This window comes from Bacteroides sp. ET336 (assembly GCF_024733815.1).
Taxonomy (GTDB): Bacteria; Bacteroidota; Bacteroidia; order Bacteroidales; family Bacteroidaceae; genus Phocaeicola; species Phocaeicola cellulolyticus.
The window spans coordinates 1-26955 of the sequence record NZ_JANRHK010000029.1; the positions used below are offsets into that span (position 1 = coordinate 1).

The following is a 26955-nucleotide window of genomic DNA, read 5'->3' on the forward strand; positions in this document are numbered from 1 at the left end:
GGAGGTCGTACACCTTGCCCACGTGCGGCACGGGCATGACGGGGGAAGGCGGCGTGACCGTGGGGTGCGTGTCGATGCCTACGGACAGGTCGCCGAACTTGGCCACAGGCATGCCCGGCACGGAAGGAAGAGCTCCTGCCAGACCTGACTGGAGCTTGTCCAGAGCCGCTTTCGAGGCCGTGAAAAGGTCGGAAAAGCCCCGCACAAGGCTCGAACTTCCGGAAGCTGGCAAACCTGAAGAAGAAATAACGGACATATTTTTATACTCTACATTACATTATTATCTAAAAACAAACCGACTAATCGGTATAATATACGCAAATATAAATCTTAAATTTGGGATAAAGAAATATAGACCAGTTATTTATTGATGTTATATAACATCTTTCAATGCATCTTTCAACTGCATTTTATAAAAGTGCAAATTAAAGAAAAGGATTGAAAGACAGTAAAGTGTAAACCTCCAGACTGTAAATACTGTAAAGGGTTTACAGACTACAGGTTTACACTTTTATTATAGATGGCAAAATCCAGATCTTGTAATTTATTGTATATCAAATGGAAAAGAAAGGATAACCGTTCCAAGGGATTTCCATGGCACACTATTTTCACTATTATAGCCATATACTCCTCATGTGCGCACGGAAGGGGTGATTATTGTATCACTTATAAAAACATGGAGGAATAACTATGCCTTATATAGACGATGAACTGCTGGAAAAGATGATTAATACGATGGCGGAAGGATTTGCGCGTATCGAAAAGAAGCTGGAACGCATGAACCGGCAACGGGACTGCCTGGACGGAGACCAGTTTCTGGACAATGTGGACTTGGCGGAACTGCTTGGCGTGTCGCAACGGACCTTGGCACGCTACCGGGAAAAAGGGAAAATACCTTATTACTGTGTGGATGACAACGGGCGGACACTTTACCTTGCTTCGGAAGTACGGGATTTCATCAAAAGCCGGCAGAAAGGGAAAACCATGAAACCTGACAAGGGTTAGTCACAGACTGGATGCGATTTGTAAGAGTGAAGATATATAGATAGAGAGAGACCGTTTTGAATTTCTACAAAAACTTTCCTTGTCCTGGACAGCCGTTTTCACGTATACTCCAGGCGATAAATTCAAAACAGTTTCAGATGTGGATGCTTCATTCAAGAGAGTCGTATCATTGCTCAAAAACAGCATGTTGATACGGCTCTCTTATTATGCCAAAGGACCCAGTACTCAAACCGGGACGGCAGTCATGCGCATCGTGTCCAGATTGAGATAGAGCCCCCGATAGAATGTACGTCCTTCCCGGATCATCTTCCACAGCAATGCGCAACCGGCCTGTGCCAGCATGGAATTAATAAAAAGGTCCTGCTTTTCCAGGGCTTCCGCCAGCGAACAGCTCGGGCCGGAGTCCTTCTCGTCAATCGTGGAATAGCTGACCTCTTCAGTAATGACATTCAGGTGCGGTGTAGGTTGGTACTGTTCCGAAGCGGGTTGGTAAATCTTGTTGCGCACGGTACCGACCAGTACCTGCCCGGTGGTGCGGGCATTGCCGAAATCCATCCAGTAAATCGGAGTGGTCTCATTGATATGGACACTGTCCCTGAAAGGTTTCAGAAACCGCCAGAGCGTAAGCCTGGAACGTACATTATCGGTACAGGTGATGATGATATTCGCCGTACGGTTCTTTCTCTTCCCTGTTTCAGGCATCGGATAACGGCGGGGTTCCGCTGTCCATGCCGTGCCGAAAAAACGGTTGATCCGGGTGACGAGCGCGACCGCCTTGTTCAGGCCGATTTCCGGCTCGGAAAACAACTGGCGTCCGATGTTGGATTCGGACACGGCATCAGGGTCGTAAACGGTAACATAAAGCCCCGGATGCCCCAATGCCTGCAAGGCCCTGTCCATACGGGCTAATGAGGTGATGACCTGTGACCCTGTACCGCCGGCACCGATGACGATGACGCTGACCGGGTGGTGCGGAGAAAGCAGGTAATTCTCGGTATAATGTATTTTTTTCTTCTTCATGACAATAAATCTTTCAATTTGATATTTAACGGTTGCAGCTCCTCTTCGTTGAAGGGAGCGTTGCGGGCATTCTCGGTGACGATGACCAGGTTGCTCCTGGTTGGGTTGACTTTCCCTCCTAAATGGGAAAACTCGCTTGTCCAGAAACGCTTTTCCCAATATGCCAGCCAATCGGCATAGGTCGGGTTCTGCGGAACGTCCAGCGAGGTGCTGCCCAGGCAGACCTTGCTTTGTGTGACGTTGAAGAACGGTGCCCGGTAAAGCTCCGTCCTTTCTTCCGGCCTGTCCCCCTTGAATGCGTAGATATCCATCTGTTCCTTTTCCACCTTGTAGACAACTCCCGGAAGATTGAACTCCCCGTCAGCGATGTTCAGACCTCCGGTGAAAAACATCCGGTGCCTTCCCGGAGGGTTGTACCAGACATACTTCTCATGCCCTTTCCGGGAATTGCACTCCAGCAGGTTCGGCGGAATCCTCCCGTACGGAATACGGCATATATCAGCGGAATAGTTGTCCGCCAAAGCCCCGATAAATTCGTGGCTGACGGGAATGGCAGCTCCCATACGTCCGTCGGGACTGATGGGACGCAGTTCAAGATGGTATTTGTCATTGCTTCTGTAAGTATTGGAATCATACGCATAAGCGATGAGTGCCGCTTTCGGCACCATGATTTCCTGCAATCTGGTTGTCAGTTCATTCATTTTCTTTCAGTTAAAAATGTCGTTCAATATATTCTGTAAACTTCCCGAACCACCGGGCGAAGCGTTCGGGAAAGTCATCCATGCTAAATAGCCTGTCCGTTTCGGGAGACAACAGCATACGGGTGACAGGGGAAAGGCAGTACGTTTCCCGCTGGTCCGAGTTAAAAATCTCCATCATATCTTCCGTCAGCACGTCACGGATGGAATAGACCAGCATGACCTGTTCATACAATGGGACGGGCCGGAAATCCGGTTCCTCCTCATATGCCCAGTCGTACTGGTAGGACATGATGGAAGGCACGGCTTTGCCGATGAAAGCCATGCCTTCCTTTACGAGCGCCAACAAGCCCCGTTCATTCTCCCTTTCCGGGCAATGTTCTGTCAGTTTCCTGAAGAAGCCGGAACAGAACGGACGTTTCCAGATACGTTTCAGCATCCGGTCAATCCCGCCCTTTTCATAGGATTCCACCAGTTTCTTCCACGCTTTGGCTTCCCGCGGTGTTATGTCCTCGTCATAAGCGGGACGGCTTTCCAAATCGTCACACGCCATTTCATAGTAATATGTATCTTTCAAATCCTGCATGCCATGGTGCAGCATGAAGCGGCGGATAAATTCAAGTACCAGCCTCCTTACCGGCGTGGAAAGTGCCTTGGTAAAATCCAAAGGCAGCCAGAAAAGGGTGTGGTCCGGCCAGTCGTGGTGCCGGTAGAGGCAGAATGCCAGCCTGCCTTCCACCACTTCCAGATTGACAGATTCAGGGACCAGGTTGTCCATCACCTCAAAAAGCCGGGCGATGTCCAGCCTCGGGCACCGGCTCCGGCTCTTTTTGGGGAAAGGCAGGCGGACATCCAACAGACGGGCGTAGTTTACCGCCGACCGGTACAAGTAGTCGAAAGACTCCGGTGTGGTAAGGTTTATACAGGTGACATCGTCCTCATCCATGCAATAATCCGGCGCAACCGGAAGCAGCCGTTCCGTCAGAAAACCATTGTTGTGCCGGGTGGCGGCAGGAGCTTTATGCTCCTGCGCAATGTCCCCCGGCTGATGTCTGTCTGCCGTTCGAGTTCGCAGATGATCTGCCGTGCCAATTCCTGCAACTGGTAGTCTGTAAGCTGTACGCATGCCTGTTTCTCCTTCTTATTAGTCTGTTTTACTCTTGCCATACCTTTATCCTTTTACGCCGGTGGTCGTTTTGAACTCATAAACCGCACAGTCCTCCTCTATGACAGGGCCGTGTACGTTTGCCGTGGTCAGTTCGGGATAGGTCATGGAGTAGAAATCCATTACGTCAGCCGGAGCCATTTCCGGGTTCGGATCGTCCAAAACAAGGTATGTGCCTGTTTTCTTCATTTTGAATACTCTTTTGAGTCCTTTGACTTCAAGTGCCATATCTTTTATCTTTTTAATAAGTTAATACTGCTATTTATTCATGATTGCGGCAAAGGCTTATGATGCCGGATGTTGAACCCTGACACATAAGCCTTTGCGTGTAATAAGCGGATTTAATCCGTACATCGGGAAGTCAACAGCACACCAGTTCCAATTCCTGCTGCGCCTCGTCCTTCATGCGGTTCTCTTCCGGGAAATCCGGGTATTCGGCATAAGGGTCTTCACGGAGCAGTTCACGGTCCTCTTCATCTTCCTTGTCAAAACTGTAAGGGGCTGCCGGCTCCTGTGGGTGGGGTTGAAAATCCGGGGTTCTGCCTGCTGCCGGAGGGTTCGGCGATGTCTGTACGGGGGCAGACGGCTGTGCCTGCACATACGGATAGGTTCCCGGATACGGGGGATATACAGGCTGCCCGTAAGGCGGGTATGGCTGTCCGTTAGGGATAAAACCTTGTGGCGGCGTTGTCTGCGGCTGCTGTCCGTACGGCGCTCCCCATCCGTATTCCGGCTGCGGAGGTATGGGTTGTGCTGCCGGCTGTGCGACCGATGCCGGTGGAACAGCGGCATTTCTGCCCGCTCCGTGAGGTGACATCGGTCCGGCATCAGTCCTTTGTATGGGATTGCCATTGACCGGATGGGGCTGGGCGGACGCCTGTTGTGCCGGAGCAGGAGTCGGAACAGGCTGCTGTGCTGGCGGTTCAAGCCCGACTTCCTGCGCTCCGAAGAGACTTCCGGCATTCGCCTTGCGCTGAATCTCCTGCATCTTGGCGTCAATTTCTTTCTGTTTATCAGCCGTGGCAAGCAGACGTGCCTGTTTTAACCAGGTCTGCGCTTCGGAAAACCTGCTTGCCGCAGCCGTATCGTCCGCCTTCTTCATCAGTTTTTCCATTTTCTCCCGTTTTTCACGGGCTTCTTTGGATTCTTTTTCGACAGTTTTTCCCGGTTTGGCCTGTGAAGCGGTCTTTTCTGCCGCCTTCTCGAAAGCTTCCAGGTTCGTCAGGATGCCGAGCGCCTTCTTTACCGGTGCCATGACCGCCTGCAGGAACTCCCGGTCCAGTTCCTCAGGTGTCCCGCTAAGGACGAGGGGCACCATGTGTTGCTGCTGTTCCTCTTTCAGGGCGTTGTTCCGGGGCATGACCGCCACATTCAATTTGTCATTCATCCTGCGGATGTTGATGCTCAGGTCAGTGCCTGTGCTGATCAGTTGGTAAATCTGTTCAAAAAACATAAATCTAAAATTTAAAAGGTTATTAATTGGCTTATTCTATGGTTTCCTGCATGAAAAGCTTCAGCAGTTCAGCCCTGTCCGGTCGTGAGGCGATGTCCCGCAACGGTTCCAGGTAATAGCCTATGGTACGCGGTTCGTCTGCCGTGTCCGGAAAACGCCGCTTCACAGGACGTGACGGATTATACGGTATCGGCCATGCAACGGGCATGGCGGGGGCGGAAGGGGCAGTTGTTATTGTCTTCATGTGTTCTTGGCTTTAACAGTTACAATAAAATTCCGAATACGGCCAGCCATACGGCTGCCTTGAAAAAGAGACGTATGGCACGGAATGCCAACGAAATGGTTTCTCCAGCCAACAGGATGGCTACAAGGATATTTGCGGATACAATCCCGCTCTTCAGCAGGAGAAATGTACCGATGAACAGGCACAGCACCATGACCGTCCTGCCGATGCATTTGATGATTCTGATTTTCATATCTTTTCATTTTAAGTGAATGACCCCATCGGGGTATGTTTTCCCGATTTTACAAAGGCCGGGTAGCGGATTGGCAGTTTCCTGCACAAGGCTTGGCGGGAAAAAATACCGCAGCGAAGCGAGGATGATTTTTTCCCAGCCAACCAAGCCCCAAGGGGGCTCGCCTTGGGCAGGAAAAAGCAATCCGCTACCTTTGCTGCGTAAAAACGGAAAAATATTTTCACCTAAATAAAAAAATGCAGACCTCACGGCCTGCATCCCTTTTCATTTTGTTTGCCGGGCTTTATGCAGCCAAGCGGATAAGGATTCATTAAACGGTATCATCTTCGGATTTTTCTCCCTTGGAACCGCACAGACGGAAAATCTCATCCGTCACCTCGCCCGCCAGCCTGGACACCTCCTTCAAAAATGTTTCCTGGGCGAGTTTGCCTTGTTCCATGTCTTCCAGTTGCGCTTCCCAGCCGGAAGTGAGGGACGGATCGGCAATCTTCATGCCGCGTACCGTCTCGTAGATATACAGCCCTTTGCGTGTGGGAACGATGTATTTGCCCGAATAACGGATGTATTTGCGGTCAAGCAACGTGTGGAGAATAGCCGCACGGGTAGAAGACGTACCCAGCCCGGCCTTTTCCATATATTCCACCAGCTGCGCATCGGTATAGGGCGGTGGCGGCAGGCTGCGCCGGCGCACCAGGCTGCATGCCGGAACCGGCAAAGTCTCGCCGGCGGAAATATCGGGCAGGGTCAGGAAAACGGCATCTTCCGGGGCAATGTCGCCCTTTCGGCCGAATATGCCGTGCCACCCTTGTTCCACTATCCGGAAAGTGTCTGCACGGAAACGGAGTGCCGCACATACGGCATCTACCGTAGTACACTCCACCTTGCAAGGAGGCATGAAGGTTTCAAGCATCCGTCCAACCACAAGCAGGTAGACCTGCATCTCGCGCCGGTCAAGTTCGAGCCTTCCGGGACACACTCCTGTTGCGATGATGGCCGGATGGGCAGCGCTGTCGTATCCGACAACATGTTCCGGCAGGCACGTAGGGTCGATGCCCGCTTCCTGTACATAAGCTTTCAAACCGTCCCAAGCCAGCATCTTTCCCATAATGTCCGGCAACATGGCGGCAACGTCAGGCGACAAGGTACGGCAGGAGGTGCGCGGATAAGAGATGAGCTTCTTCTCATACAGGCTCTGTGCAATGTCATGCACTTCGCATACTGTCAATCCATAATAGCGGCCGGCATCCTTCTGCAGTTCGCCCAGACTGTACAGCGCAGGCGGTGGAAGTTCCTTGACCCACCGGGTGACGGTTGTGATGCGGAGACCTCCGGCATGGCTGCAGTCGCGATGGAACTCCCCGGCACGATCCCGGTCGTGAAACGTGTCCACGCTGCGCAGCTTGAACGGGATGCCCTCCTTGGCGGTACTGACATAAATGTGCCAACTGTCTGAGGCTATGTGGTTCTCCCGGTCCCGGTAACGTCCGCTGATTGCGGCCAGTACGGGGGTCTGCACCCGTCCCAGGGAATGGTTGCCCAAGCCTGTCGCCCGGCAAAGCGCATAGCTCGCGTTCATGCCCAGCAGCCAGTCTGCCTTTGCCCGGCTGTCTCCCGCCCGAAACAGGCCGTCGTACATTTCCAACGGCTGCATACGCTTCATGCCCTCGCGCACCGCCTGCTCCGTAAGCGAGGAAATCCAGAGGCGGAGTACCGGCAGGCTGCATCCCAGATATCGGTAAAGCTGCCGGAACAGCAGTTCACCCTCGCGCGAAGCATCCGTGGCGGCAATGATGCGGGAACATTCCGGTAACAATTTCTCGATGACCTTGAGCTGTTTGACCGCATTGATGTCGGGAATCCAGCCGTTGTCTGTACGGACATGCTTGACCATCAGCTGGAAGGGCCGGGGCACCAGCGGAAAGTCCTTCCGCTCCACACGTGCCTTGCCGTAGTCTTTCGGCATGGCCAGGGAAAGCATGTTTCCGAAGGTCCAGGTCACTATGTAGCCGCCTCCTGCCATGTATCCGTTCCCGCGCTTGTCCGCGCCTATGATTCTTGCTATTGTCTTGCCCACTTCGGGCTTGTCTGTCAATATGAGTGTATGTTCCATTTTATTTGTTATTGGTGTTTCCCCGTGCCTGAAGCACGGGGAAACGGGTTTGACCATCGTTATTCTTCAAAAGATCCGTTATCAGGGCTGACCCCGTTGATTTCCATGAGCGCATTTCCGTCCGTACTGCGCACGAGGCGGATGGTGGCATCCATCGTCAGGTCGATGAGGGCCGTTCTCAAATGGACGGACAGGACGGCTGTCTCCTCTCCGGAAAGGAGCGGATCAAGATTGCCGCTGTCTTCCAGTTGCTGTCTGCTGATTCCGAAAGACTGAAGCCGTGTCCAGTCCATGTCGGTTTCTGAAAAAATACAGTTGCTTTTCTTTCCCATATTGTTCTTGTTTAGAAGGGTTCGTGAATGAATGATGTTTCTGTCAGACTGCCTGTTTTGCACTGCGTTTCTGTTGCTGGGACTGGGTGGTCTCAGCCTGTGCCGCGTTTCGTGAGATGTTCCGTTTCCGGTCCGGATTTTCCTGGTAGAAATTCAGGATGCCGGTGCTCGGATTGACTTTGGCATAGGAGGAAAACTCCTTTCCGTTTTTTCCTTTCAGGCCGGAAAGAAGCACCGCCTTGCCGTCCTGCAGGTCCGCCCGTTCCTTGGCCGAAAGCACTTTGCCGTAGACTTCCGCAGGAATCCTGGCTTCCTGCTGCTCGCTGAATCCGTCCGGCGTGCGCGAATACTGCGGATACCCGTTGTTCATGTTCAGGCGCACAAAAGAGGAAAACTCCCTGCCGTCGCGTGAAATCATGTTCTCCAGGAAAACGGGCTGGCCTTTGCGCAATGCCTCCCTGTCTTCCGGTGTCAGGCGGACTTCGTTGATTTCTTTCGGGATGTAGATCTCACCCGTTTCCGGATTATGCCGCGTGTACTTCAGCTGGCTGGTTTCCGGGTCCTGTGTCACAAAGGACGAGAATGTGGTTCCGTTGCTGCGTTTCATATCCTCCACCAGGATGGTGTGCCCTTCGCTAAGCATCTTGAGCTGTTCGGGCGAGAGCTTGACGCCTCCCAATGTCTGCTGGTTGAACACCTGGTCCTTCGGGAAAATATATTCGATGCCCCTGCGTTCCGCGCTGTACTGGATGGTGGCGTTGAACTCCTTGCCATTTTTGGACGTCATGCCGTCCACATAGACGGCCTCCCCGTTTTTCAGGCGGGCAATCTCGTCAGGTTCCAGCTTCACCCCCTTGATCTCATCCGGAATGAACACATGCTCCTGACGTACCGCCACCAGTTCGTTCGTCACCTTGTCCAGCGAGACCAGGCAAGGTTCGGCATTGCCGTTGTTCCGGAAGTCCAGATTTACCACACGCCCCAGGTTGCCCGACTCACGCAGGTTCCTCTTGTCCTCTTCCGTAAAGATATGCCCGAAATAGGGGCGTTCCAGTTCCGGTTCCCTGCGGATGCCGTGAATGCCCAGCGTCACCTCGCCGTTCGGGTTGCTCATGAAGGAAAGGCGGGCATCCATGCGGACGGTCGCCAACCCGGGCAGGTTCAATGACAGCTGCACCAGCTTGTTGGTCTTGTACCCCTTGAGCATGCCGTCAAGCACTCCCATACGTTCCAGCATCTCTTTGGATACCCCGATATTTTTCAGCCCTTCCCAGTCTATCATGTTCTCGTTATACCGGTAGGAGGGTCCCTGCGGCTGTTCTTCCTGTACGGGCTGCTGTGCGGACTGTTGCGCGGCCTGCTGTACTTCGGTGTGCTGTTCGGCATACTGGGGCGCTGCCGCCGGCTGTTCGTTCACTGTCTGTTTCTTTGCCATTGTCGCATCTTGTTTTAGATTCTTGTTTTGTTCCTCCTTCTGCTTTTTCGGACGGATCTCGTAGTGCTTGAGGAACTCTTTCACTGCGTCCGTCTGTTTTCCTTCCGCCAAATCCTTTATGGCCTGCCTGTTACGCTTGTAATCCTGAAAAGTCAGGCGAATCAGGCGGAAGTGGGTCGGTTCACGGAACTGGCTCCAGAAATTCTTAATGAAATTTTCGAGTATGCTCGAATTCTTGTCAAACTTCAGGAACTCGTTCTCATGCCTTTCATCAGCAGGCACAGTCTTGCAGTTGCCTTTTTCATCTGCCTCGCTGACTGTCTGGACACCGGCCTTCGGGTCATTCTTATTGTGGATCATCAGCAGTTCGCTGACTTGCTCCACATAGGGCGCGGACTCTGCTGCCGGTTTGGCGGCAGCTTTGCGGGCACGCTTCATTTTTGGTTCTTTTTCCATTTCTCTTTTCTGTGTCATACGCGTCGTTTTTAGGTGTTAACGGTTTGTTTTGACACGTCAAAAGTAGAGACATAATTTGGATAATCCTTTGATTTTTAAAAAAGTGGCATTACATGTCATCAGGTGTCTTCAAATGTCAGGAAAGAGCATGGAACAGACCGGGAAAAGGGAAAAATGTGGGTGAAAAACAAATGCGGATGAAGCACAAGAGAAATAAGCGGATAGGAACGAATAAAGGAAAGGACAGATGCTGCGCACAGCCCAAGCCATGCAGAGCAGAGGGAGCTGGAAGCCCCCTGTAAACTTTAAGATACCGGATGCCCAACAACGAAAGTAATGTATAACTGGAGAATTTCTGTTAGTTTGAAGACTGGTGTCAAAAATCAGGCCTCTGCCTGTTGCTCAGAATCATTCATGCGTCGCGTCGGTCGCAGTTTTGCCCCTGTAATCATTCCTTAATTCCGTTTCCGGTTGCCGCCGCGTTCTTTTTCGTGAGAATTTTCCCGGCGAAGCCGGTTATGAAAATTCTCACGAAAACCGGCGGAAACGCGGCTGGCAAAACGGAAACGGAATTACCTTTGATGGAAGGGGGAAAATTGGAATATCCTCTATATTTTATTGATTTGATATACCATAGCGATTCATCTTTTTGTACAGTGTCGGGCGGCTGATTCCCAACAATGCCGCTGCCTGGGTCAAATTCCCGTTTGATTCGGCAATTGCCTGCCTTATCTGTTGTTCTGCTTGCTCTTCTTCCTGCAAGAGAGACTGCATTTTCTTACTATTTCTACCGACTTTCATTGTTTCCGGTCCTAAAGTCGGGGTTATCTTCAAGTACCTGGAAGAAATACATTGCCCTTCACTTAGCACCACCGCTGCCTGAACCACTTGTTTCAATTCACGCACATTGCCCGGCCAGCTATGTTCCAACAACATTCTTTTAGCCGGCTCGTCAAAATCAGAAACTTCCAACTGCCATTTTTCACTATATTGTCGCCGGAAAAAATCAGCCAACGGAAGAATATCTTCAGGGCAGTGGCACAGCGCAGGCACCGTCATCGTAAAGTCCTGCAAACGATAAAGGAGGTCTGCCCGGAAACGCTTTTCCGCCACTGCCTTGTGCAGGTTTTCATTGGTAGCCGCAATGATGCGTACGTCTGACCTCCTGTCCTGTCCGCCTCCTACCGGCCGATACCTGCGTTCTTCCATGGCACGTAACAGCATCTGCTGTGTCTCAAGCGGAAGATTCTCCACCTCATCAATAAACAATGTGCCGCCATGCGCTTCCTGGAAATATCCGGCCTTTTCTTTCAAGGCTCCTGTAAAAGCCCCCTTAACATGACCGAAAAAAGCGGATGCGGCAAGTTCTTTGGGTAACATACCGCAATCAACTGTCACATAAGGCTTATTGGCCCGCAAACTTTGCCTGTGTATATTGCCGGCCAAATGTTCCTTTCCAGTTCCCGTTTCCCCCCAGATAAGCACGGACATATCCGTAGGTGCAACCAAACGGATGTAATGGTACAATTCATTGAACGCTTTGCTTTTCCGTTCGTATATCACTTTGGAAAACGACAGATTCCTGCTCCTTATTTTTTCCATTACAGGCAGCAACTTGTCTTCTATCAATGGTTTCAGTATATAGTCCTCGGCCCCTAACTTCATCGCATGGATTGCCGCATGTATATCCTCATACTGTGTCATGATGATAAAAGGTTGGGAATATCCCTGTTTCCGCATCCATTCCAGCAAAGATGTGCTTTCACCGTCCGGCAATCTCAAATCGGCCAAGAGGGTATCTTCTTCACCCAGAGAAGAGAGCATAAATCTTCTTGCCTGCGCAAGGTGATGGATTTTTACTGTTTTCCATCCCGCCTTTTGCAAATAACCACAAATATAATCGCAGAACAATATGTTATCCTCTATAACTATCACCCTCATAAGCCTGTATAGTTTGTTGTGCCAACTTAATTATTTCTCCTCCTTTATCTATTATATTTTGAAATGCCAAAACAAGCTCCTCATGCGTGCATTCCGGCATCTGATGGAGTTTTTCATACATTTCGCGTAGCGGTTTGGCCGCATGGATCATTTCCCAAGAACTGCTCAAATGATGTATCCAATCGTTCAAAGCCTTCCGGTCTTCCTTCTCCAAACATTTCCTCATCGCATCCATATCATCACGTGTCTGGCGGATCAGCGTATCAAGCATTTCCCGTCCGTTACTACATTTTAATAATGCGTAAAAATCCACCCGCTCTTCCTGCCTCTTATTTCCCAGACATCCTACACATACCCGCATCAGTTCATCTGCGGAGAACGGCTTTCGCAAGCAAGCAACAAACCCAGCCTCAGACAAGCCGGAAATATCGCCTCCGGTTGCTGTAGCTGCGATGACCGGAATCGTACGTGAATTGCCGACATTTGCCATCCGCAATAATTTAAGCACATCAAACCCATTCATCTGTGGCATTTTCAAGTCAGTAATCAATACATCATAATTCTGGTATCGTAAGTGTTCGATCATGTCCCGCACGTTTGCGCACACGGTACATTGTACTCCCTGACGGATAAACATTTCCTTCATCATGGCCAACAATACCTCATCGTTGTCCAATGCCAATACCGTAAACGGAAGCACCCTTGAAATTTTTTCTCCGCTTTCCATAGGCATCTCTTCCGCTAAGGATAAAGGAAGCAAGAACGTAAAGCAAGTTCCTTTTTCCAGCCGGCTATTCAATTTTATTTTTCCACCCAGCAATTCCGCCAGCCCTTTTACGATAGCCAGTCCTAATCCGACTCCTTCCACGGTAACGGCATTCGGCAACCTTTCAAAAGCTGTAAAGATGCGCATCTGTTCTTCCTCACTGATTCCTGTGCCTGTATCTTCAACTTCCAAAGACAAGACTCCACCTGAAAAGTCAGTTCGAAGGGTTATCTTGCCTTGTGAAGTGAACTTAACCGCATTAGACAATAAATTGGCACCAATCTGGAGAATCCGCTTCTTGTCGCCCACCACTACGGCATCACAGCCATTCTCCACCTCAAACCTCAATCCCTTTTCGATAGCCAAAGGCATAAATTCTGCTTGCAATGCATCGGTAATGCTTTGAATCCTGAAAGGAACCGGGTTCGGCTTTTCCTTATTGCTTTCCAACCTGAAAAAATCCAGCAGTCCGGCCAACATGGAAGCCATACGGTCTGTAACTTGGCGTATCGTCCTGATGTATTCCTCCCGTTTAGCCTTGTTTTCTTCTGTTAAAAGCAGTTCAATATTGCCGCCGATGGCAGTAAGCGGCGTACGTAAATCATGAGTAACAGTCAGCATGATCCTTTTCCGGGCTTCAATCAAGACCTTGTTTTCAGAAACGGTCTTTTCCAGTTGCCCGACCGTTTTTTCCAGTTGTCTTTTATACCTATTGATACGTGCCATATCCCGATGTATAACTGCATACGATACTCCAAGCAGCAGCACCATGATTGCGATTTGCCCACTGGTAGTGGCAAAAGAACGCTTTTCTGCCTCAGCTATCCTGTCTTCTCTCTGTTTCAGTTCTTTCAAAAGTGTTCTGTCCATGTATCTGAGCATAGCCCTCAGCTGTCCGTTCAGTTCCCTGTTTTTTCCCGCAAGACTATCCGCCTGCCCTAATAGCCTGCGCGTGTATTCCTGTTGCCTATCTACAACATTTCTGTCCAAATCGTACAAGCGGGAAGCCGTAGAGGAAGGCCTGTCATTCTTCCGCTTTCTGAAGAGTCTTTTCCAAAAGTTACGCTTCTTATTACCATCATCCAGCATACTTTGACGAGCTATTTCCGGTATCTGCCGGGCAATCTTCCTGTCCATGTCCTCTTTCATACGTACCGTCACCATGTATTGCCCCATAAGTTGTTCTTTATCTTCCCATAATCTGCGGATGCTGTCAAGATGCGCATCGACCAACCAACCTTTGAGGTTGCACAAAAGACTATCAACAGACAGCCTTTGCCTATGGTAAGCCTGTAAGTCCTCCGTTTCCCATTCTATGAAAGTTTCCGAGAAGGAAGAAAGTTCGAGCATCCTAACATATACATCATGTATCTCCTGTTTACGGCTACTGATCTGTCTGGCTTCCTGTTCCCTTACTTTGCGCTCTTTCCATTCATAAATACCTGTATATATAATACTTCCTATGATTAAAAGTATAACGGCATATCCTACAGCAATCTTTGCCAGAAGAGACCGGGGGTACAAACTGATTTTCATTTACATTTTCTCTTTGTTACTCATTGCTTATATAGACAAAAATCGGCCTGCAACAAATAGCGAAGATTCTTCGTCATCACTTATTATATAAACCGACCAGTCGGTATTTATTTGCAAAGATAGACTTTTTCAAGGAATAAAAAAACAGATATCCATATCTAGTTCCTATGTTTTGAATTTCTACAAAAAGTTTTTGGGGGTGATGTATTCATTTTCGGTGTGCTTTGGATGATTTACTGGGAAGTTACCGCTTTCTTCATCAGGTCATCCACTATCTTTCTCACTACACAAGTGAAAATGCCTCAAAAATCATCCTAAAGTCAGCATACGACAAATTCAAAATAGAGCATAAATAACAATTATACAGTATTTTAGATTGAGTTGTAACTATAAGATTGAGGAATCAAAAAGGGAAGATACAGATGTGTCCCAGAAGTATTTTTCAGAGCGAACATAAGAAAGTTTTTCCAATAGAAGAATCGAAAAACTGCCGGCTAAAACTATATGCGTCATGTACAGCCAATTTATGTTCCCGTGATGCCTTATAAACTACTTCCAAAAGAAAGTTCTGTTCTTGAAACAGCAACTCCTGATACAAACGGGAAAACTCATCCATGTATTCACCAGCAGAAGATACAAATTGCAAATAATGCATCAAGCCGTTTCCTTTCAACTCCTCGGGGAAATCAGATATTGCACGTTCAATAGGATTCCTATACAAAAGAGTGAATTCATTCCAATTTTCGTGCGGGCTGGATGCCATTTCCGAGGTAAGCTTAGAAGCAGGGAAAAAGCGCAAACGGATGACAGCATCTACCAATTGTTTTTTAGAAGGGAAATGATGGATAACCGCCCCCTTGGACTTATGCACAGCCAAAGCTACATCGCAAAATGAAGTATTTCTTATACCTTTTGCAATGAATAGCCTGTATGCTTCATTGATTATCTTTCGTTTTAAGTCCGGATCCATTTTATAACTGCGCGTAACATTGAAAAATAGCACAGACGCAATCAAGACTCAAACAGCTAGTGGAAAAAGCTAAAGACGTATTGACGCACCTGTGCTATATGACAATGTATAGCGCAAGTCATCATATACCATCTCGTCTTTTTGAAATTTCCACTTTCGTTTGAAAGATGAATATGACACCTGTACTTAATGTATCAAGCTTTATTTTATACGAGGGACAAAGATAAAGTTTTTGCCGCTAATTTCCAAATTTAGACTACACTTAATAATACGGTTCCATAAGAAAAGCGTCCGCTTTCAGGTACTAACAGCAAAATTTTTTCACCGGATTTAAGTTCATGTGTTCTCCAAAACTCATCCAATGCCGCAAAAATAGCCGCAGATGCAATGTTTCCCACTTTAGGCAAATTGGTAAACCACTTACTTTCATCAATTCCCACCCCCACATTTTTCAATTCATTGATTATCTTATCATAGAAGAACATAGATGAAACATGGGGAATAACGTAAGAAATAGAATCCGGAGAAACACTGTGCATTTCCAAACAAGATTTGATATGTTTAGCCCAATATGGTACGGCATATTGTTCCAGCAGCTTGATATCTTGTTTGACTGTAAATATGGAGCGATTTACAAGATCTTGACTATCGAATTTTTTCCAACTTTTCAGCTCGCCATCTTCTGATTTTTCTGCTCCCATAAACATACAGGTAGGAAGTTCATTTGCATAAGAAGTCATTTCTACCCATTCTACACGCAATGCCTTCCCCATTCCTGGATTGTCTTGAAGCAATACAGCACTGGCACCATCGCTCAACATAAACCGGAGGAAATCCTTTTCAAGTGCCATGTATGGTTTTGTACCCAAATTAGCACATTTCTCATATTCTATATCATAATTTTTAGAAAGCAATCCCGCAGATGCTAATTCAGAACAACTACAAACTGCATTTTTTTTCTCTCCAACCAGGATTCCCCAATATGCAACTTTAAAGGCTTGAATGCATGAGAGACAAATTCCTGAAGCAGAAAAAATCTCCATTGGCTTGTTTTTTAACAAGCCATGTACCATAGAAGCATGAGAAGGCAACACTTGATCTGGACTTGCTGTCGCACAAGTCAATAGATTTATATCTTTCGTAGATAAATGTTCTTTTAACAGCCTATGAATCGATTGAACTGCTAAGTCAGCATTAGTATGCGTCATTTCCTGCTTTGTATTGAGTGCATAATAACGCTGTTTTATTCCATTTTGCCTTAACACAATATTTTTCACACGAGAGTTCACTCCGGAAATCAAGCCTAAATAATTCTCCATGCAATCATTAGTTACAGGAGAATTAGGGAAGTAAGTAGCTGTAGATGTGATAAATACTTCGTTTTTCATCATAATTATACTTTAATTAAACCATATATAAACAAAAACTGTTCTTTTAGTTTTGGTATATTTAATCCATTTTCCAAAGCATCATTGTAAGATTGCCCAAAGAAAATGTATTTAAACTGTTTAGCTAGTTTTCTGCAATCATGCTGCTCACCTATTTCTCCGTTTTTCTGTGCATGCTTTAATACTGTTTCCCATAACAATAATTCTTTTTGTGTAATGATTGTTGTTTCTTTAGTAAAATTCGGATAGAATTTTTCAGCTTGCAGAATTAAGTTCATATATGCACGCGTTCCATTTGTATTGGCATCGGGCAAGACAAACTGTGACAAATAATCCATAGTATATTGTACTCTGTCAATATATAATTCTATGAATTCATACAGTGATAAAGTTGTAGACATTCTCATTTTATTCTCAACATCTTGCTTACGTATAATGTATTGATCAATGACATCCATAAACAATTCTTGTTTTGTCGGATAATGATATGACATGCAACCTCTAGACAGATTAAGACTTTTTTCTATATCTTTTAAGGGAACCATACTGTAATCTTTTGACAGAAACTGTTTAAATGCGGCTTCCCTTATCAATGCTTTTGTTTCTGAGCCTTTTGAACCTTTCATAAATTTAATTTTTCCAGCAAAAATAAAACTTAAAAATGAGTTTTTATAATTTGCGGGTATATTTTTGAACTCTAAATGCCTTAATAGTGAAATATTAAATTGATACGTTTCTTAAATTATATCCAAAGAATAATATTCTTCTTTTTTTCACTATATTTGCCACAAGACAAGCCGATTAGTCGGTTTGTAGGCATAGGAAGGCTCAAACAAAAGTGGAATTTTCGAATGAGACGTATTCCTATGCCTTTTTACTGTAGTATCTGTTGAAAGGGGAGATGCTGTTTACATTGTCACTTCCATTATCCAGATACTGATATAGTACTTTTATCTGTACCATGTGTGTATATAACTTCCACCGAACTCTTGCGTTAATATCAGCACTGACCATCACAGATTCCTGTAACTGTTTCGAAGAATAGGTTCCTCTTCGACGTGCGAGGTCATACAACTCTTCGTCCTCTTTTAACTTTACTACCGATGTGTACAACTGGTATGCATCATCAATTTTCTCCAAATGAAATTTTTCTTTTATACCATCGGATGGAGGCATGAACTCCAATTGTGGCAAATCGCATTTGTTCAAGATGACCAAACTCCTGTCCATTGGCGAATTAAATTCTCCTAGCAATTCTTGAATTTCGATTCCATCTGAAGTGGTAAATCTTCCCTCAGACAGTGGATTTGCATCTTTCCATATAGATAATGTATCCAGTCCGATACAGAGAATGAGATGTTCATCTCTGTTAAGCTGCAATTTTTTTATAGCCATATCCATATTTTCTGTAAAGACACGGTATTGCAGCGGGCGTTGAAACATGAAAGTGTTTAACAGATATCCCCTGAACATGTGTAACAACATGGCACTCAAACTTTCCTTGATATTGATATAGGAAATCGTCTTTTCATCTGCAAAAGCTTCCAACGGTTCAACTTCCCGGATGACAGCATGAATATCGTATTCACTGAAGTTTTGCGTTACGTTACCAGATAATGCAGCACGGTATGCAGCAAGATTGCGATTGGTCATAGCTATAGCGATATCATTGAACTCACGAACTTCTTTGTCAGACAATGGTTGGTCTTGCCTTTGTTTTTGTATCTTCCCCTGAAGCTGGTCTTTAAAATCATCCAACCAGCCGGAAAGCTGCTTCATACGCTGATACATATTTAAGGATGTGGCATCTTCTTCCAACACCTCTTGTAACCAATCTGCCTTTGACACCTCTTGCAAGCGTGTTTTCAATAACGGGATATTATCCAGCCATGCCTGTTTGGTTGCCAACTCTGCAGGCGTATCAGGCAATGCAAACAAATAATTCCTATAGGTATAGTCTTGCGGAAGCGTGTACAACCGCATGACCATTAATGCCAAGTATCTCTGAATCCAGCCGTTGATGATGCTGTTGTTACGGACTCCCGACTGAAGATCCGGAAACGGATAATCACGCTCTAATCTGAACGGATTATCCCATGTGTCTGCTACCAATTCCATAAAGGCGGGGATGATTTCTGCCAAATCGTTATATAACAAAACATATTGCGGAGGCTTCGCATTGGAGTAATATAACATTTGCTTCAGCAGTCCATATTCCTTTTTATACAGGAGCATAGCCCCCAGTGCCGTGTGAAATTCCTTGAACTTTTTCCTATCACTTTCTCTTTTGGAAGCCTCTTCTGCTGTAATGGTTACAAAGTTCCCCTTGTTGTCCTGGATACGCTCTCCCTCATAATAACTCTGCATAGAAAATAGCAAATGCTGATGTGCCATCCTCCAGTAAACAATCAGCCAATCATAGTGTTTATAGTGCAACTGTTGGAACAGGCAAGTCCATATCACATGATAGGTCTTTTCTGAGAGTTGGGTCTGCTGAAAATCATCCCAAAGAGCGGTTATAATATCATTCCCGTTGTGAATGGATACAACTTTTTTCTTTGAAGCACATAAGATTTCGTTAATGGCTATCACTCCATCGTATAATTCGGGCGGGTATTCCACCTCTTTCTTTTCCTTTCCCAGCCGATAATTAATAATCCATTCATAATAGGACTGATAACAGGGTCTTAAAACATCGATGTTGTCTGTCTTTTTAATTATCGCAGCCCAAAGTTCGAACCATGCCTTCCTTTTTTCCAGGCTAACATTGCCTTGCAGCAATCTTTTCTGTAATCTCGGCGCATCGTAATAAACCCGAATCAGGTAAACTACCCATAATAGTCCCACGACCATACCGATGCAACAAACAGCCGCCATGTAGCCCCATGCCTCGTACCATATCGTATCTGCCAACCTGACTTCCCAATCTTTGGGCAAGATTACGATGTAGGCGAACAACTCAATAATGGTTGCTATCAGAAAAAGACAAAAGCAGATTGTTGCTCGCTCTTTTGCGAACAAACCTACCAAGCGGGTTGAGCCGTATTTGTCATCAATCCGTTGGATGGCTCCAACCAGCAAAGGAAAGGCAACACCTAAAATAGCTGCTGCCAACGCCAAGACCAAATCTTTGGCACATGTCTCACATATCATGGTTACTTCCGTATTATTAAACCGTCCAGTCGGTTTTGTTTTCAGGACAAAAGTATAAGAATTCTTAATAGAAACAAAGCAAAAGCCGAAACAATTGTCACCTATGTGTTAACAAGTGTTTCGGCTTTACCCTAAATGCAGTGATAAATACTTGCTATCGCGGAATCATTTTGATTTTGACCGGGACTCCCTGGGAATTCAAGACACGGACCGGAGCCTTTTCGCTTGCCTTGACATAGAAGAGGAGATAATCCTGTGCCCGCTGAGATTCATAATACCCTTTATCCCGGTATTCGGCTATCCACTTTTGAATTACGGGAACCTGCCAACGATTCATCAACACATAATAAGCGGCATCGTATTCGGAATCGCTCAGGAAAATGTTCAGCTTTAAATAATCCCACCAAAAACGTTCTTTCGCTTTGCTATTGGCATTGAGCGCAGCCATGCGAAGATTGTAGGCTTCGCCAGGGGCGTCTGAATAGTAGTCCCATGCGAATACATCGGGCGTACCACCCTCCACATTGTTCCTATCAGGAGCAAAAGATTTCAAGGCCTCCAGCGAAGCATTGATTTGACTATATGTGCCTGTCTCGTACTCCTTATAATAAGAAATGATATTCTTCAACCGGCTTGAGGCAGGATGAACCAATACTGCACGTGCCTTTATATGACGTTTGGCATCGCTGCTTACTTTTGCCAACCGCTTCATAAAACCGGCTTCCGAATTTATCCGCTGTGCCGGATCCGTCTTTACCAAAGGGAAATCTTTTCCATCGATTTTGCGTATATTGCGGTGCAGATAAGGCAAACGCAATGCCCCATACGCACAACAAATGGAAGCGCGGAGAATCTGAAAAATAGGTGTACGGTCGCCTTGAGGTGCCACATAAGGAAGATCTGAGATGCTGAAAAGTGCTTCGCTACCGACAATAAGGGTGACGGAAAGCGACTCATTTTCTTTCAGTTCTCCCGTAAGTTTGAAATCACGCTGCTGGATACTTACCCAATCTATGGGTTGTAATGCTAAGAGGAGGACGCAAAAACGACCATTGTGCGGTGTGTAATCCACATTCTGCGGTCTGGACTTAGAGACCACCTCGTTGAGGAACCTAATTTTTTGACTATCTACCATAATTAAAATCGGTATTAAGTGAAACTTCGTATTAACGGTACAAAGGTAAGCAGCTATGCAGATTTGTCTGTTCCGATTTTCGCCGAAAACACTGCATAAAAAAATTTTCAAACCAGATGCTACATTTTATGCAAAGGAAACCTGTACATCCGGTAAAATTCCGGTGATATTGGAAACCGAGTTGACAGAAACCTTGACCGGCTGCAGCCATACCAGCTTTTGTTTCAACTTTTGCAGCCAAATGCCCATTCGTGCCTTGCGCTCCACCTGATTGGCTTCGTCCCATTCGATACAAGCGATAATAGTCAGTTGAACACCGCTGTCAAGCAACCGACTATTTATCTGTGTGAAGAACTCTTCGTCATTGGTAGAAAAGCGTGCGGCACCTGTGGCAGTGGCAATCGAATCCCTAACCTTGACGGCAATCCTCCGCATCAATTCTTCGCCTCCGGCATTAAGCACTGCACGAGTGCTTTCATCGCGGGTATGTCCCCGATAGTTTTTGACTTCAATCAGAAATAACTGTTTCTCCTCATGAATGCCCATGAAATCTACCGCCTTTGTAGGCTTGAGAACCTTTTCCACCTTTCGGTGCGCGATATGTTCATCGTACTTGACGACCACCCAACTGGCATCTTGAAAACTGAAATTGATGCCGCTCTCCTGAAAATCACTCATAGCTGCTCATGTATTTCTGTTCCAAATCATAGAATGCCGCATACTCCTCCAGAATCGGATTATTCTGTATGGCTGTGAGCGTATCGCTTTCTTCGACTACTATTCTGCCTTCTTCTTTGTGCAATCCGAAGAAACGAACACATACACCCGTGTGTTCTTTGTACTCAGAATACAAGGAAAGCATGTGTGTAAGCAGGTAATCATGCGTGGCGATGAAAATCTGCAAGCCACACTTCTGAAGTTCGCGAATAAACTCGGCTACCACCCGGATGAGAGCCGGATTGAGATTGGACTCCGGCTCATCCCAAAACAAAATTGTTTTGGCATTGATTTCACCGTTCAGGATAAGGTAAAGGATGGATGCCAGTTTGCGCAACCCTTCAGCCACCAAGTGGGCTTCCATGTTTCCCTCAGCCGTCTGTATGTAAAAACGGCCGTTCATCTGAAGCACTTTGAAACCCAATTCACGCTCTAACAATTCGATAGCCGACTTTAAGGGATTGCCTTCTATATCGCGCAAAACGGGAAGAGCAAGCGAGTGCGCCAGATTGATGTAAGTCTGATCGAATGAAAGTTCACGTTTGCTGCTCAATCCTATAAACCCCTCAAACAGGGAAAACATCTCACGCGGCGGAATATAGATGAACTGGCACTCGCCCCATTTGTCGTCTCCCTCTATCTTGACTGTTGTCTTGGATGTAGCAGAAAAGCTGAATGCCAAATCCTTGTCGTCCACTGCAACCTTTACAAATGCTTTACTTGCCACCATACTCTTGTTTACCAGATTGCCGATGAAATCCGGTTTGAAATAATGGGTGACGTTTTCTGCCAATATGTATTCAAACTGTTCTCTGGAAGTAGTTTGCTTGGCAAGGAAATCGTGACGTGCCTGCAAGGCAGAAGCTAAGCATTTGAGCACATGTGTCTTTCCCGTACCGTTTTTGCCAATAAGGACATTGATTCCATTGACAAATGAGAAACTATTGTCGATGAAGCTGGTAAATCCTGCTAATGTTATACTGTTTATCATTGAAACTTCTGATTAATAAAACTGTTACAAAGTTAATTGAAAAACAAAAAGCATCCAACTTAAATAAGTAAAAAAGGGAATATGACGGTAGATATTGTTCATATAAAATATGATTGTATTCTAAACGAGGTGCCCTAATCAGCAACGAGTTTATTGACGACCCTGGACATAAATCCCTTTCCAATTTTCCGGAAAATGCTTTTCTGCCCACATGCTGTTGAATCTTTTGGATGAACAAAAGGAATTTGTCGCATAAAAGACGGCGTAGAAAACAGAATACGAAGGATTCCCTTTATAGCCTTCGACATCTGCCAGAATCTCGTCCATAGTCCTGTTGAGCTCTTTTTCATCATTCACATACTTGAATTCGATTGCACATTCCAATGAAGGTATCAATATGTCCGGATGATAACATTTGGCTGTTTTCTGAAATTTATAATGGCTACAATCTTTATTGTCAGGAAATGCCGTTTTACAGATTTTAATCATTGGTTTGTACACCTCAGGCTCAGATTTTGGCTGTATTCCAAAGTCTTTAAGCAGCGTAGCTGTACTATCTAAAATATTTTCCAGAATTTCAAATTCTTTACGTGCATCTATAATACTAAAATCATCGAAAGCCTCCAAATATCTTCTGTAAACAAGCATCAGTTCACTATCCATATCTACTGTCCCCGACAACATTTTTCCTTCTTTGTAGAATGGTATAATTTCTGCAAGAAAAGCATTATAATAGTTGGGAAGATGTTTTGCTTCAATATAAGCTTGTACCAAAGTGAGTAGCTTTTTCGCCATGTAAATCAAGAATTCTTCTCTTTCTTGTTCTTCTACTTCATAGTCATAGAGTTCTTCTTGAGACAAGTTGGAAAAATCAGGCGTTCCATATTCTTTAAACATCATATAATCGTAGTGACTATGCTCGAATGCGGCCATTATCCTTTTTATTTTCTCTGTCAAATATTTCATATTCATTTATTTATATATTAAAATAAGACAAACGGTCTATTGTAAATATAATATAAAAATGTTATAGTGATAATTGAAACTGCCGGAAACAGGATTATAGCCCGTTAAAAAAAATTGTTACGGGGTATGGTATGTTCCCTAACGGCTCTCTGAAAGTTCCAAATACCAACTTTTGATATCTAGAATATATTTAAGACGCTCGATAGATGGATATCAACTAGTATTGAACGGACGGATTTCGGAAAGATTTTTATTACTGTTGTCAATAAAGCAGTCAAACATCTTAATCAAATAATGAATATATTTAGCTTCCATAATATCTGTGCATATAGTTCTATACAAATCTTTTATTAGTATATTTATTTAGAAGATGCTCGTTTTCGGCTAGTTTGAAGTCCGAAACCTTAATTGTTTAGTGGGATAATCAACTGGTAGAACACTGAGCTTTATTAGACGGGTTGATTCATATTTATCGTCTATTAGTTAAATGCCTCCAATTAAAAAGGAATAGCAATACCTACTATGACTACCATTTTAGATATAATAATGCCTTTAGAAAAGATATCCATAATTAGGAAACGATTAATCCCACATAAAGGCCCCTAAATAAGTCAAGCCATTGTATTCATCTAATTCATCAACATAATTTTTAGGTTTATTGCGACGACCTATAAACTCTTTGTTAAATATGAGAGCTTTTTTATCTTTCTTTTTATCACGAAATCCATTTGGTATATAACTAAATACACAATTCACTTTTGTTACATTTTTTTTCTTTAATACAAAATCTATGACATCATTTAATTGCTCATCATTTACAACTAATTGTACAAGTTCCGTTGCGTCCACAATTTTTTCTTCGATTTTTACATTTAAAAATTCTGGATGATAAAAATCGATGTTTATATCCTTACAAAACTGGCATCTTATATTAGGATCAGGTCGTTTCGTTATTTTTCCTTCATTAAATAGATTAAGTTCTTCAAGATATTTGTCTTGATTGAAGTATTGCATAAATTCTTCTTTGCTTTTGTTTGTAATACCAGCCCAGGTCATATGTTGTAATCCAGCAAATGAATATTTACTATTAACTTCTGATATTTCAAATTGAAAAGTTCCCAAAAAGTACATAGATTTAGCATTATCTGCTTGTTGAAATGAAATGTCTTCACCTGCATTGTAACAGATAACAGAATTTGCTTGATTAATTTTTTTTGCTTTACATTTTTTTTCCAGATCTTCAGTACTAGCGGGAATTAATTTTAATAATTCATCAAACCCATGTGGACAATATTTTATTATCAAAAAATCTTCATCATAACTTGAGATACCAAGTTCTTTACAAAATTGGCAACTTAATTCTAAGTTGTCCTCATCGTATTTTTTCCACCATTGCTGAAATTCTGATTGATCCAAATATTGAGCAAAATTTACCTCTGAATCAAATTGACCAATCCAAATAAGTATATTCTTTTCCATATTAATGTGTATTTAAAGTCACTTTTTTAGAATTATAACCTATAACATGATTATTATGCATGTCTGTGATAATATTTTTTGCTTGTTCTTTTGTAGTTGCACTCTTCAATTGATCAATTAAATCATCATGAAACAATTTACTAGCAGAAGAACGATGATGTAGTCCTATCATACCACCATATTCGAACTTTAACCCCCTTGTTGGTATAGTCATAACTTTAAGTTCTGTTGCAGTGAAACCTAATCTTTTGGCTTCTACTGCAATTGCTACTGGAAACATTTCATGCATACCACCTCCACCTCTTAGATGTTTTTTGACTGCTTTGATGTTTTTTTCGATATCTTCTTTTGTCGCAGTTTCCCACCATTTATTAAAAGCCTCTGAACCGACTCCCCATGGTGCAAGTGCCCAAAAATCAATCCAGCCATTGGTATTCTGTACATAACTATATACTAAAGCACCTCCTTTTAACCCTATTGGATCAATATTAATGTAATTTCCGCTATAGGGATTATAATATCTGAACCTATTATAGTATAATCCTGTTTCCTTATCCGCATACTGCCCCTGAAACCTGAATGGACAATCAAACTCCGTTCCCTTATCAACGGCAAGTACTTTACCGTAGATATCCAGCATGCAGTTCCAGGTCTTGTTCCCCTGCCCGTCGTACATCTGGATGGGTGTGCCCATGTAATCGGACACGATGGAATACTGCTTGCCACCATGTATCTTTGCCGCAGGCACAAACGTACCCTCCTCGAACACCCAGGTAGTGATATCTTCTGCCGGTTCTTTTGGAGAAGTGTTTTCCTTTTCGTCCGATTGCAAGCCAATGGCTTTATAGCACCACTCGTGCAGCGGTACGTTTCCGTCCCACACCCAGCGTGTGACCTTTCCGAAATACCGCTTGGCGGTGCGGCGTCCCAGCGCGTCGTAGCGGAAGTCCACCGGCCTGCCGTCCGGACGTACGACTTTCTTCAGCATGCCGTTGGACGCCCACTCGTAGAGCCATCCCATGCCCGTAGCCCGGCAGCGGATGCCGCGTTCTTTTTCCATGCGCTTGCGGTCATGAGTCACGGCGTTGTCCTGCAACTCCTTGAACTCGCGGAAAACGAGGTTGCCCTCATCGTCATAGTGGTAGAAGGATAACGGGTCTTCCAGCAGCCGGCCTCCCGCACCGTACTTGCGGTCTTTCCTCTCCGGCGTTTCAAATAAGTTGCCCACGAAATCCGGCACGCGGTAAATCACGTCCGTCTCGGAACCGTCTGTCGTTTCCTGGCGGATGAGGAAGTCGAAACGGTCGTAGTCGTAGCGCATGACCGTTCCCGTCAGCTCGTTCTCCTTGGCGAGCAACCTGTTGGCGATGCCCCACTCGTAGCGGTACGCCCCGCGCTCGATGCCGCCCGACCGCACGGACTTGCGCACCTCGCGCCCGAAACGGTCACGTTCCGTCCTGACGGTCACACCGCCGGAGAACGTGCGCTGCACCTCCAGCCCCGTGTTGTCACGCACCCAGAATGCCTGCCAGCCTTCGCCCGACTGCATGGCCTGCAAGTTACCCTCCCGGTCGTATGTATGGCGGATGTCCGCCCCCAGGCTGCTGGTGATGCGGGTACAATTGCCTTCGGCGTCATACGTGCGGCTGACGGTATATTCTCCCTGTTTTTCTTCGATGACCAGTCCCGTTTTTCGATCGCGGGTGAATTCCAGCAGGTTCTCCGCGCTCTGTGCCTTGACGAGCAGCCCGTCCTTGTCATAG

General features: G+C 45.5%; 26 protein-coding genes. 2 read left to right on the forward strand and 24 right to left on the reverse strand.

The window, feature by feature from the left end; genetic code table 11:
• On the reverse strand, positions 1-256 hold a 256-nt coding region (locus tag NW213_RS17050), incomplete at its 3' end, for a hypothetical protein (RefSeq protein ID WP_375338169.1).
• A gap of 434 nt (positions 257-690) precedes the next feature.
• Here NW213_RS17050 and NW213_RS15865 point away from each other — a divergent pair.
• A complete protein-coding gene (locus NW213_RS15865; RefSeq protein WP_087210464.1) occupies positions 691-1005 on the forward strand; it encodes a helix-turn-helix domain-containing protein in 315 nt (104 codons plus the stop codon).
• Positions 1006-1230: 225 nt separating this feature from the next.
• On the opposite strand, the gene NW213_RS15870 is transcribed toward NW213_RS15865, so the two are convergent.
• The 11 genes from NW213_RS15870 to NW213_RS15920 all read right to left on the reverse strand — a co-directional run bounded on the left by NW213_RS15870 (position 1231) and on the right by NW213_RS15920 (position 10168).
• A complete protein-coding gene (locus NW213_RS15870) occupies positions 1231-2025 on the reverse strand; it encodes a PRTRC system ThiF family protein (protein WP_013617081.1) in 795 nt (264 codons plus the stop codon).
• Complete coding sequence (locus tag NW213_RS15875; protein WP_013617082.1) at positions 2022-2726, reverse strand: prokaryotic E2 ligase family D protein; 705 nt, start codon at positions 2724-2726, stop codon at positions 2022-2024. The genes NW213_RS15870 and NW213_RS15875 overlap by 4 nt, the downstream gene beginning before the upstream one ends.
• Positions 2727-2736: 10 nt before the next feature.
• On the reverse strand, positions 2737-3849 hold the full coding sequence (locus NW213_RS15880; RefSeq protein WP_013617083.1) for a hypothetical protein: 1113 nt from the start codon (positions 3847-3849) through the stop codon (positions 2737-2739).
• A gap of 45 nt (positions 3850-3894) precedes the next feature.
• A complete protein-coding gene (locus NW213_RS15885; protein WP_013617084.1) occupies positions 3895-4116 on the reverse strand; it encodes a PRTRC system protein C in 222 nt (73 codons plus the stop codon).
• A gap of 133 nt (positions 4117-4249) precedes the next feature.
• Positions 4250-5341, reverse strand: a complete 1092-nt coding sequence (locus tag NW213_RS15890; RefSeq protein ID WP_013617085.1) for a PRTRC system protein E — start codon at positions 5339-5341, stop codon at positions 4250-4252.
• Between the two features lie 31 nt (positions 5342-5372).
• Complete coding sequence (locus NW213_RS15895; protein WP_013617086.1) at positions 5373-5585, reverse strand: hypothetical protein; 213 nt, start codon at positions 5583-5585, stop codon at positions 5373-5375.
• Positions 5586-5604: 19 nt separating this feature from the next.
• Positions 5605-5817 (reverse strand): hypothetical protein, encoded by a 213-nt coding sequence (locus NW213_RS15900; RefSeq protein ID WP_013617087.1) that lies wholly within the window; start codon positions 5815-5817, stop codon positions 5605-5607.
• A gap of 6 nt (positions 5818-5823) precedes the next feature.
• A complete protein-coding gene (locus NW213_RS15905; RefSeq protein WP_013617088.1) occupies positions 5824-6075 on the reverse strand; it encodes a hypothetical protein in 252 nt (83 codons plus the stop codon).
• 52 nt (positions 6076-6127) lie between these two features.
• Positions 6128-7927, reverse strand: a complete 1800-nt coding sequence (locus NW213_RS15910; protein ID WP_087251173.1) for a DNA topoisomerase — start codon at positions 7925-7927, stop codon at positions 6128-6130.
• Between the two features lie 59 nt (positions 7928-7986).
• Complete coding sequence (locus tag NW213_RS15915) at positions 7987-8259, reverse strand: DUF4099 domain-containing protein (protein ID WP_013617090.1); 273 nt, start codon at positions 8257-8259, stop codon at positions 7987-7989.
• Positions 8260-8302: 43 nt separating this feature from the next.
• Positions 8303-10168, reverse strand: coding sequence for a DUF3945 domain-containing protein (locus NW213_RS15920; protein WP_087251170.1), 1866 nt, complete (start codon positions 10166-10168; stop codon positions 8303-8305).
• A gap of 95 nt (positions 10169-10263) precedes the next feature.
• On the opposite strand from NW213_RS15920, the gene NW213_RS15925 reads away from it, so the two are divergent.
• A complete protein-coding gene (locus tag NW213_RS15925; RefSeq protein WP_087251166.1) occupies positions 10264-10452 on the forward strand; it encodes a hypothetical protein in 189 nt (62 codons plus the stop codon).
• Positions 10453-10765: 313 nt separating this feature from the next.
• Here NW213_RS15925 and NW213_RS15930 read toward each other — a convergent pair whose 3' ends face one another.
• The 12 genes from NW213_RS15930 to NW213_RS15985 form a co-directional block, all read right to left on the reverse strand.
• A complete protein-coding gene (locus NW213_RS15930) occupies positions 10766-12091 on the reverse strand; it encodes a sigma-54 dependent transcriptional regulator (RefSeq protein ID WP_087210445.1) in 1326 nt (441 codons plus the stop codon).
• Complete coding sequence (locus tag NW213_RS15935) at positions 12066-14393, reverse strand: ATP-binding protein (RefSeq protein ID WP_087251164.1); 2328 nt, start codon at positions 14391-14393, stop codon at positions 12066-12068. Before NW213_RS15935 ends, NW213_RS15930 begins: the two co-directional genes overlap by 26 nt.
• Before the next feature lie 442 nt (positions 14394-14835).
• Entirely contained in the window at positions 14836-15363 is a 528-nt protein-coding gene (locus tag NW213_RS15940; RefSeq protein WP_013617094.1) for a TetR/AcrR family transcriptional regulator, read from the reverse strand.
• A 251-nt stretch (positions 15364-15614) separates the two neighbouring features.
• Entirely contained in the window at positions 15615-16751 is a 1137-nt protein-coding gene (locus tag NW213_RS15945) for a StlD/DarB family beta-ketosynthase (protein WP_087210471.1), read from the reverse strand.
• A gap of 5 nt (positions 16752-16756) precedes the next feature.
• Complete coding sequence (locus NW213_RS15950) at positions 16757-17377, reverse strand: TetR/AcrR family transcriptional regulator (RefSeq protein WP_087210439.1); 621 nt, start codon at positions 17375-17377, stop codon at positions 16757-16759.
• Positions 17378-17615: 238 nt separating this feature from the next.
• Positions 17616-19904 carry a hypothetical protein gene (locus tag NW213_RS15955; protein ID WP_258323383.1) on the reverse strand — a complete coding sequence of 763 codons (2289 nt, stop codon included), beginning with the start codon at positions 19902-19904 and terminating at the stop codon, positions 17616-17618.
• 154 nt (positions 19905-20058) lie between these two features.
• A complete protein-coding gene (locus NW213_RS15960) occupies positions 20059-21039 on the reverse strand; it encodes a pseudohemocyanin (RefSeq protein WP_258323384.1) in 981 nt (326 codons plus the stop codon).
• 126 nt (positions 21040-21165) lie between these two features.
• Positions 21166-21717: an NERD domain-containing protein gene (locus NW213_RS15965; RefSeq protein ID WP_258323385.1), complete on the reverse strand. Its 552-nt coding sequence runs from the start codon at positions 21715-21717 to the stop codon at positions 21166-21168.
• Positions 21710-22747 (reverse strand): ATP/GTP-binding protein, encoded by a 1038-nt coding sequence (locus NW213_RS15970; RefSeq protein WP_258323386.1) that lies wholly within the window; start codon positions 22745-22747, stop codon positions 21710-21712. Before NW213_RS15970 ends, NW213_RS15965 begins: the two co-directional genes overlap by 8 nt.
• A gap of 150 nt (positions 22748-22897) precedes the next feature.
• The gene (locus tag NW213_RS15975) at positions 22898-23713 is read right to left on the reverse strand and encodes a hypothetical protein (RefSeq protein ID WP_258323387.1); all 816 of its coding nucleotides are present in this window, start codon (positions 23711-23713) and stop codon (positions 22898-22900) included.
• A 582-nt stretch (positions 23714-24295) separates the two neighbouring features.
• Positions 24296-25192: an immunity 22 family protein gene (locus tag NW213_RS15980; RefSeq protein WP_258323388.1), complete on the reverse strand. Its 897-nt coding sequence runs from the start codon at positions 25190-25192 to the stop codon at positions 24296-24298.
• A gap of 1 nt (position 25193) precedes the next feature.
• On the reverse strand, positions 25194-26955 hold a 1762-nt coding region (locus tag NW213_RS15985), incomplete at its 5' end, for an RHS repeat-associated core domain-containing protein (RefSeq protein ID WP_309148301.1).

Excerpts from the sequence above, each read along its gene's own strand:
- NW213_RS15865 (WP_087210464.1), top strand. The coding sequence starts at position 691 with ATGCCTTATATAGACGATGAACTGCTGGAAAAGATGATTAATACGATG.
- NW213_RS15870 (WP_013617081.1), bottom strand. The coding sequence starts at position 2,025 with ATGAAGAAGAAAAAAATACATTATACCGAGAATTACCTGCTTTCTCCG.
- NW213_RS15875 (WP_013617082.1), bottom strand. The coding sequence starts at position 2,726 with ATGAATGAACTGACAACCAGATTGCAGGAAATCATGGTGCCGAAAGCG.
- NW213_RS15880 (WP_013617083.1), bottom strand. The coding sequence starts at position 3,849 with ATGCGTACAGCTTACAGACTACCAGTTGCAGGAATTGGCACGGCAGAT.
- NW213_RS15885 (WP_013617084.1), bottom strand. The coding sequence starts at position 4,116 with ATGGCACTTGAAGTCAAAGGACTCAAAAGAGTATTCAAAATGAAGAAA.
- NW213_RS15890 (WP_013617085.1), bottom strand. The coding sequence starts at position 5,341 with ATGTTTTTTGAACAGATTTACCAACTGATCAGCACAGGCACTGACCTG.
- NW213_RS15895 (WP_013617086.1), bottom strand. The coding sequence starts at position 5,585 with ATGAAGACAATAACAACTGCCCCTTCCGCCCCCGCCATGCCCGTTGCA.
- NW213_RS15900 (WP_013617087.1), bottom strand. The coding sequence starts at position 5,817 with ATGAAAATCAGAATCATCAAATGCATCGGCAGGACGGTCATGGTGCTG.
- NW213_RS15905 (WP_013617088.1), bottom strand. The coding sequence starts at position 6,075 with ATGCAGGCCGTGAGGTCTGCATTTTTTTATTTAGGTGAAAATATTTTT.
- NW213_RS15910 (WP_087251173.1), bottom strand. The coding sequence starts at position 7,927 with ATGGAACATACACTCATATTGACAGACAAGCCCGAAGTGGGCAAGACA.
- NW213_RS15915 (WP_013617090.1), bottom strand. The coding sequence starts at position 8,259 with ATGGGAAAGAAAAGCAACTGTATTTTTTCAGAAACCGACATGGACTGG.
- NW213_RS15920 (WP_087251170.1), bottom strand. The coding sequence starts at position 10,168 with ATGACACAGAAAAGAGAAATGGAAAAAGAACCAAAAATGAAGCGTGCC.
- NW213_RS15925 (WP_087251166.1), top strand. The coding sequence starts at position 10,264 with ATGTCATCAGGTGTCTTCAAATGTCAGGAAAGAGCATGGAACAGACCG.
- NW213_RS15930 (WP_087210445.1), bottom strand. The coding sequence starts at position 12,091 with ATGAGGGTGATAGTTATAGAGGATAACATATTGTTCTGCGATTATATT.
- NW213_RS15935 (WP_087251164.1), bottom strand. The coding sequence starts at position 14,393 with ATGAAAATCAGTTTGTACCCCCGGTCTCTTCTGGCAAAGATTGCTGTA.
- NW213_RS15940 (WP_013617094.1), bottom strand. The coding sequence starts at position 15,363 with ATGGATCCGGACTTAAAACGAAAGATAATCAATGAAGCATACAGGCTA.
- NW213_RS15945 (WP_087210471.1), bottom strand. The coding sequence starts at position 16,751 with ATGAAAAACGAAGTATTTATCACATCTACAGCTACTTACTTCCCTAAT.
- NW213_RS15950 (WP_087210439.1), bottom strand. The coding sequence starts at position 17,377 with ATGAAAGGTTCAAAAGGCTCAGAAACAAAAGCATTGATAAGGGAAGCC.
- NW213_RS15955 (WP_258323383.1), bottom strand. The coding sequence starts at position 19,904 with ATGATATGTGAGACATGTGCCAAAGATTTGGTCTTGGCGTTGGCAGCA.
- NW213_RS15960 (WP_258323384.1), bottom strand. The coding sequence starts at position 21,039 with ATGGTAGATAGTCAAAAAATTAGGTTCCTCAACGAGGTGGTCTCTAAG.
- NW213_RS15965 (WP_258323385.1), bottom strand. The coding sequence starts at position 21,717 with ATGAGTGATTTTCAGGAGAGCGGCATCAATTTCAGTTTTCAAGATGCC.
- NW213_RS15970 (WP_258323386.1), bottom strand. The coding sequence starts at position 22,747 with ATGATAAACAGTATAACATTAGCAGGATTTACCAGCTTCATCGACAAT.
- NW213_RS15975 (WP_258323387.1), bottom strand. The coding sequence starts at position 23,713 with ATGAAATATTTGACAGAGAAAATAAAAAGGATAATGGCCGCATTCGAG.
- NW213_RS15980 (WP_258323388.1), bottom strand. The coding sequence starts at position 25,192 with ATGGAAAAGAATATACTTATTTGGATTGGTCAATTTGATTCAGAGGTA.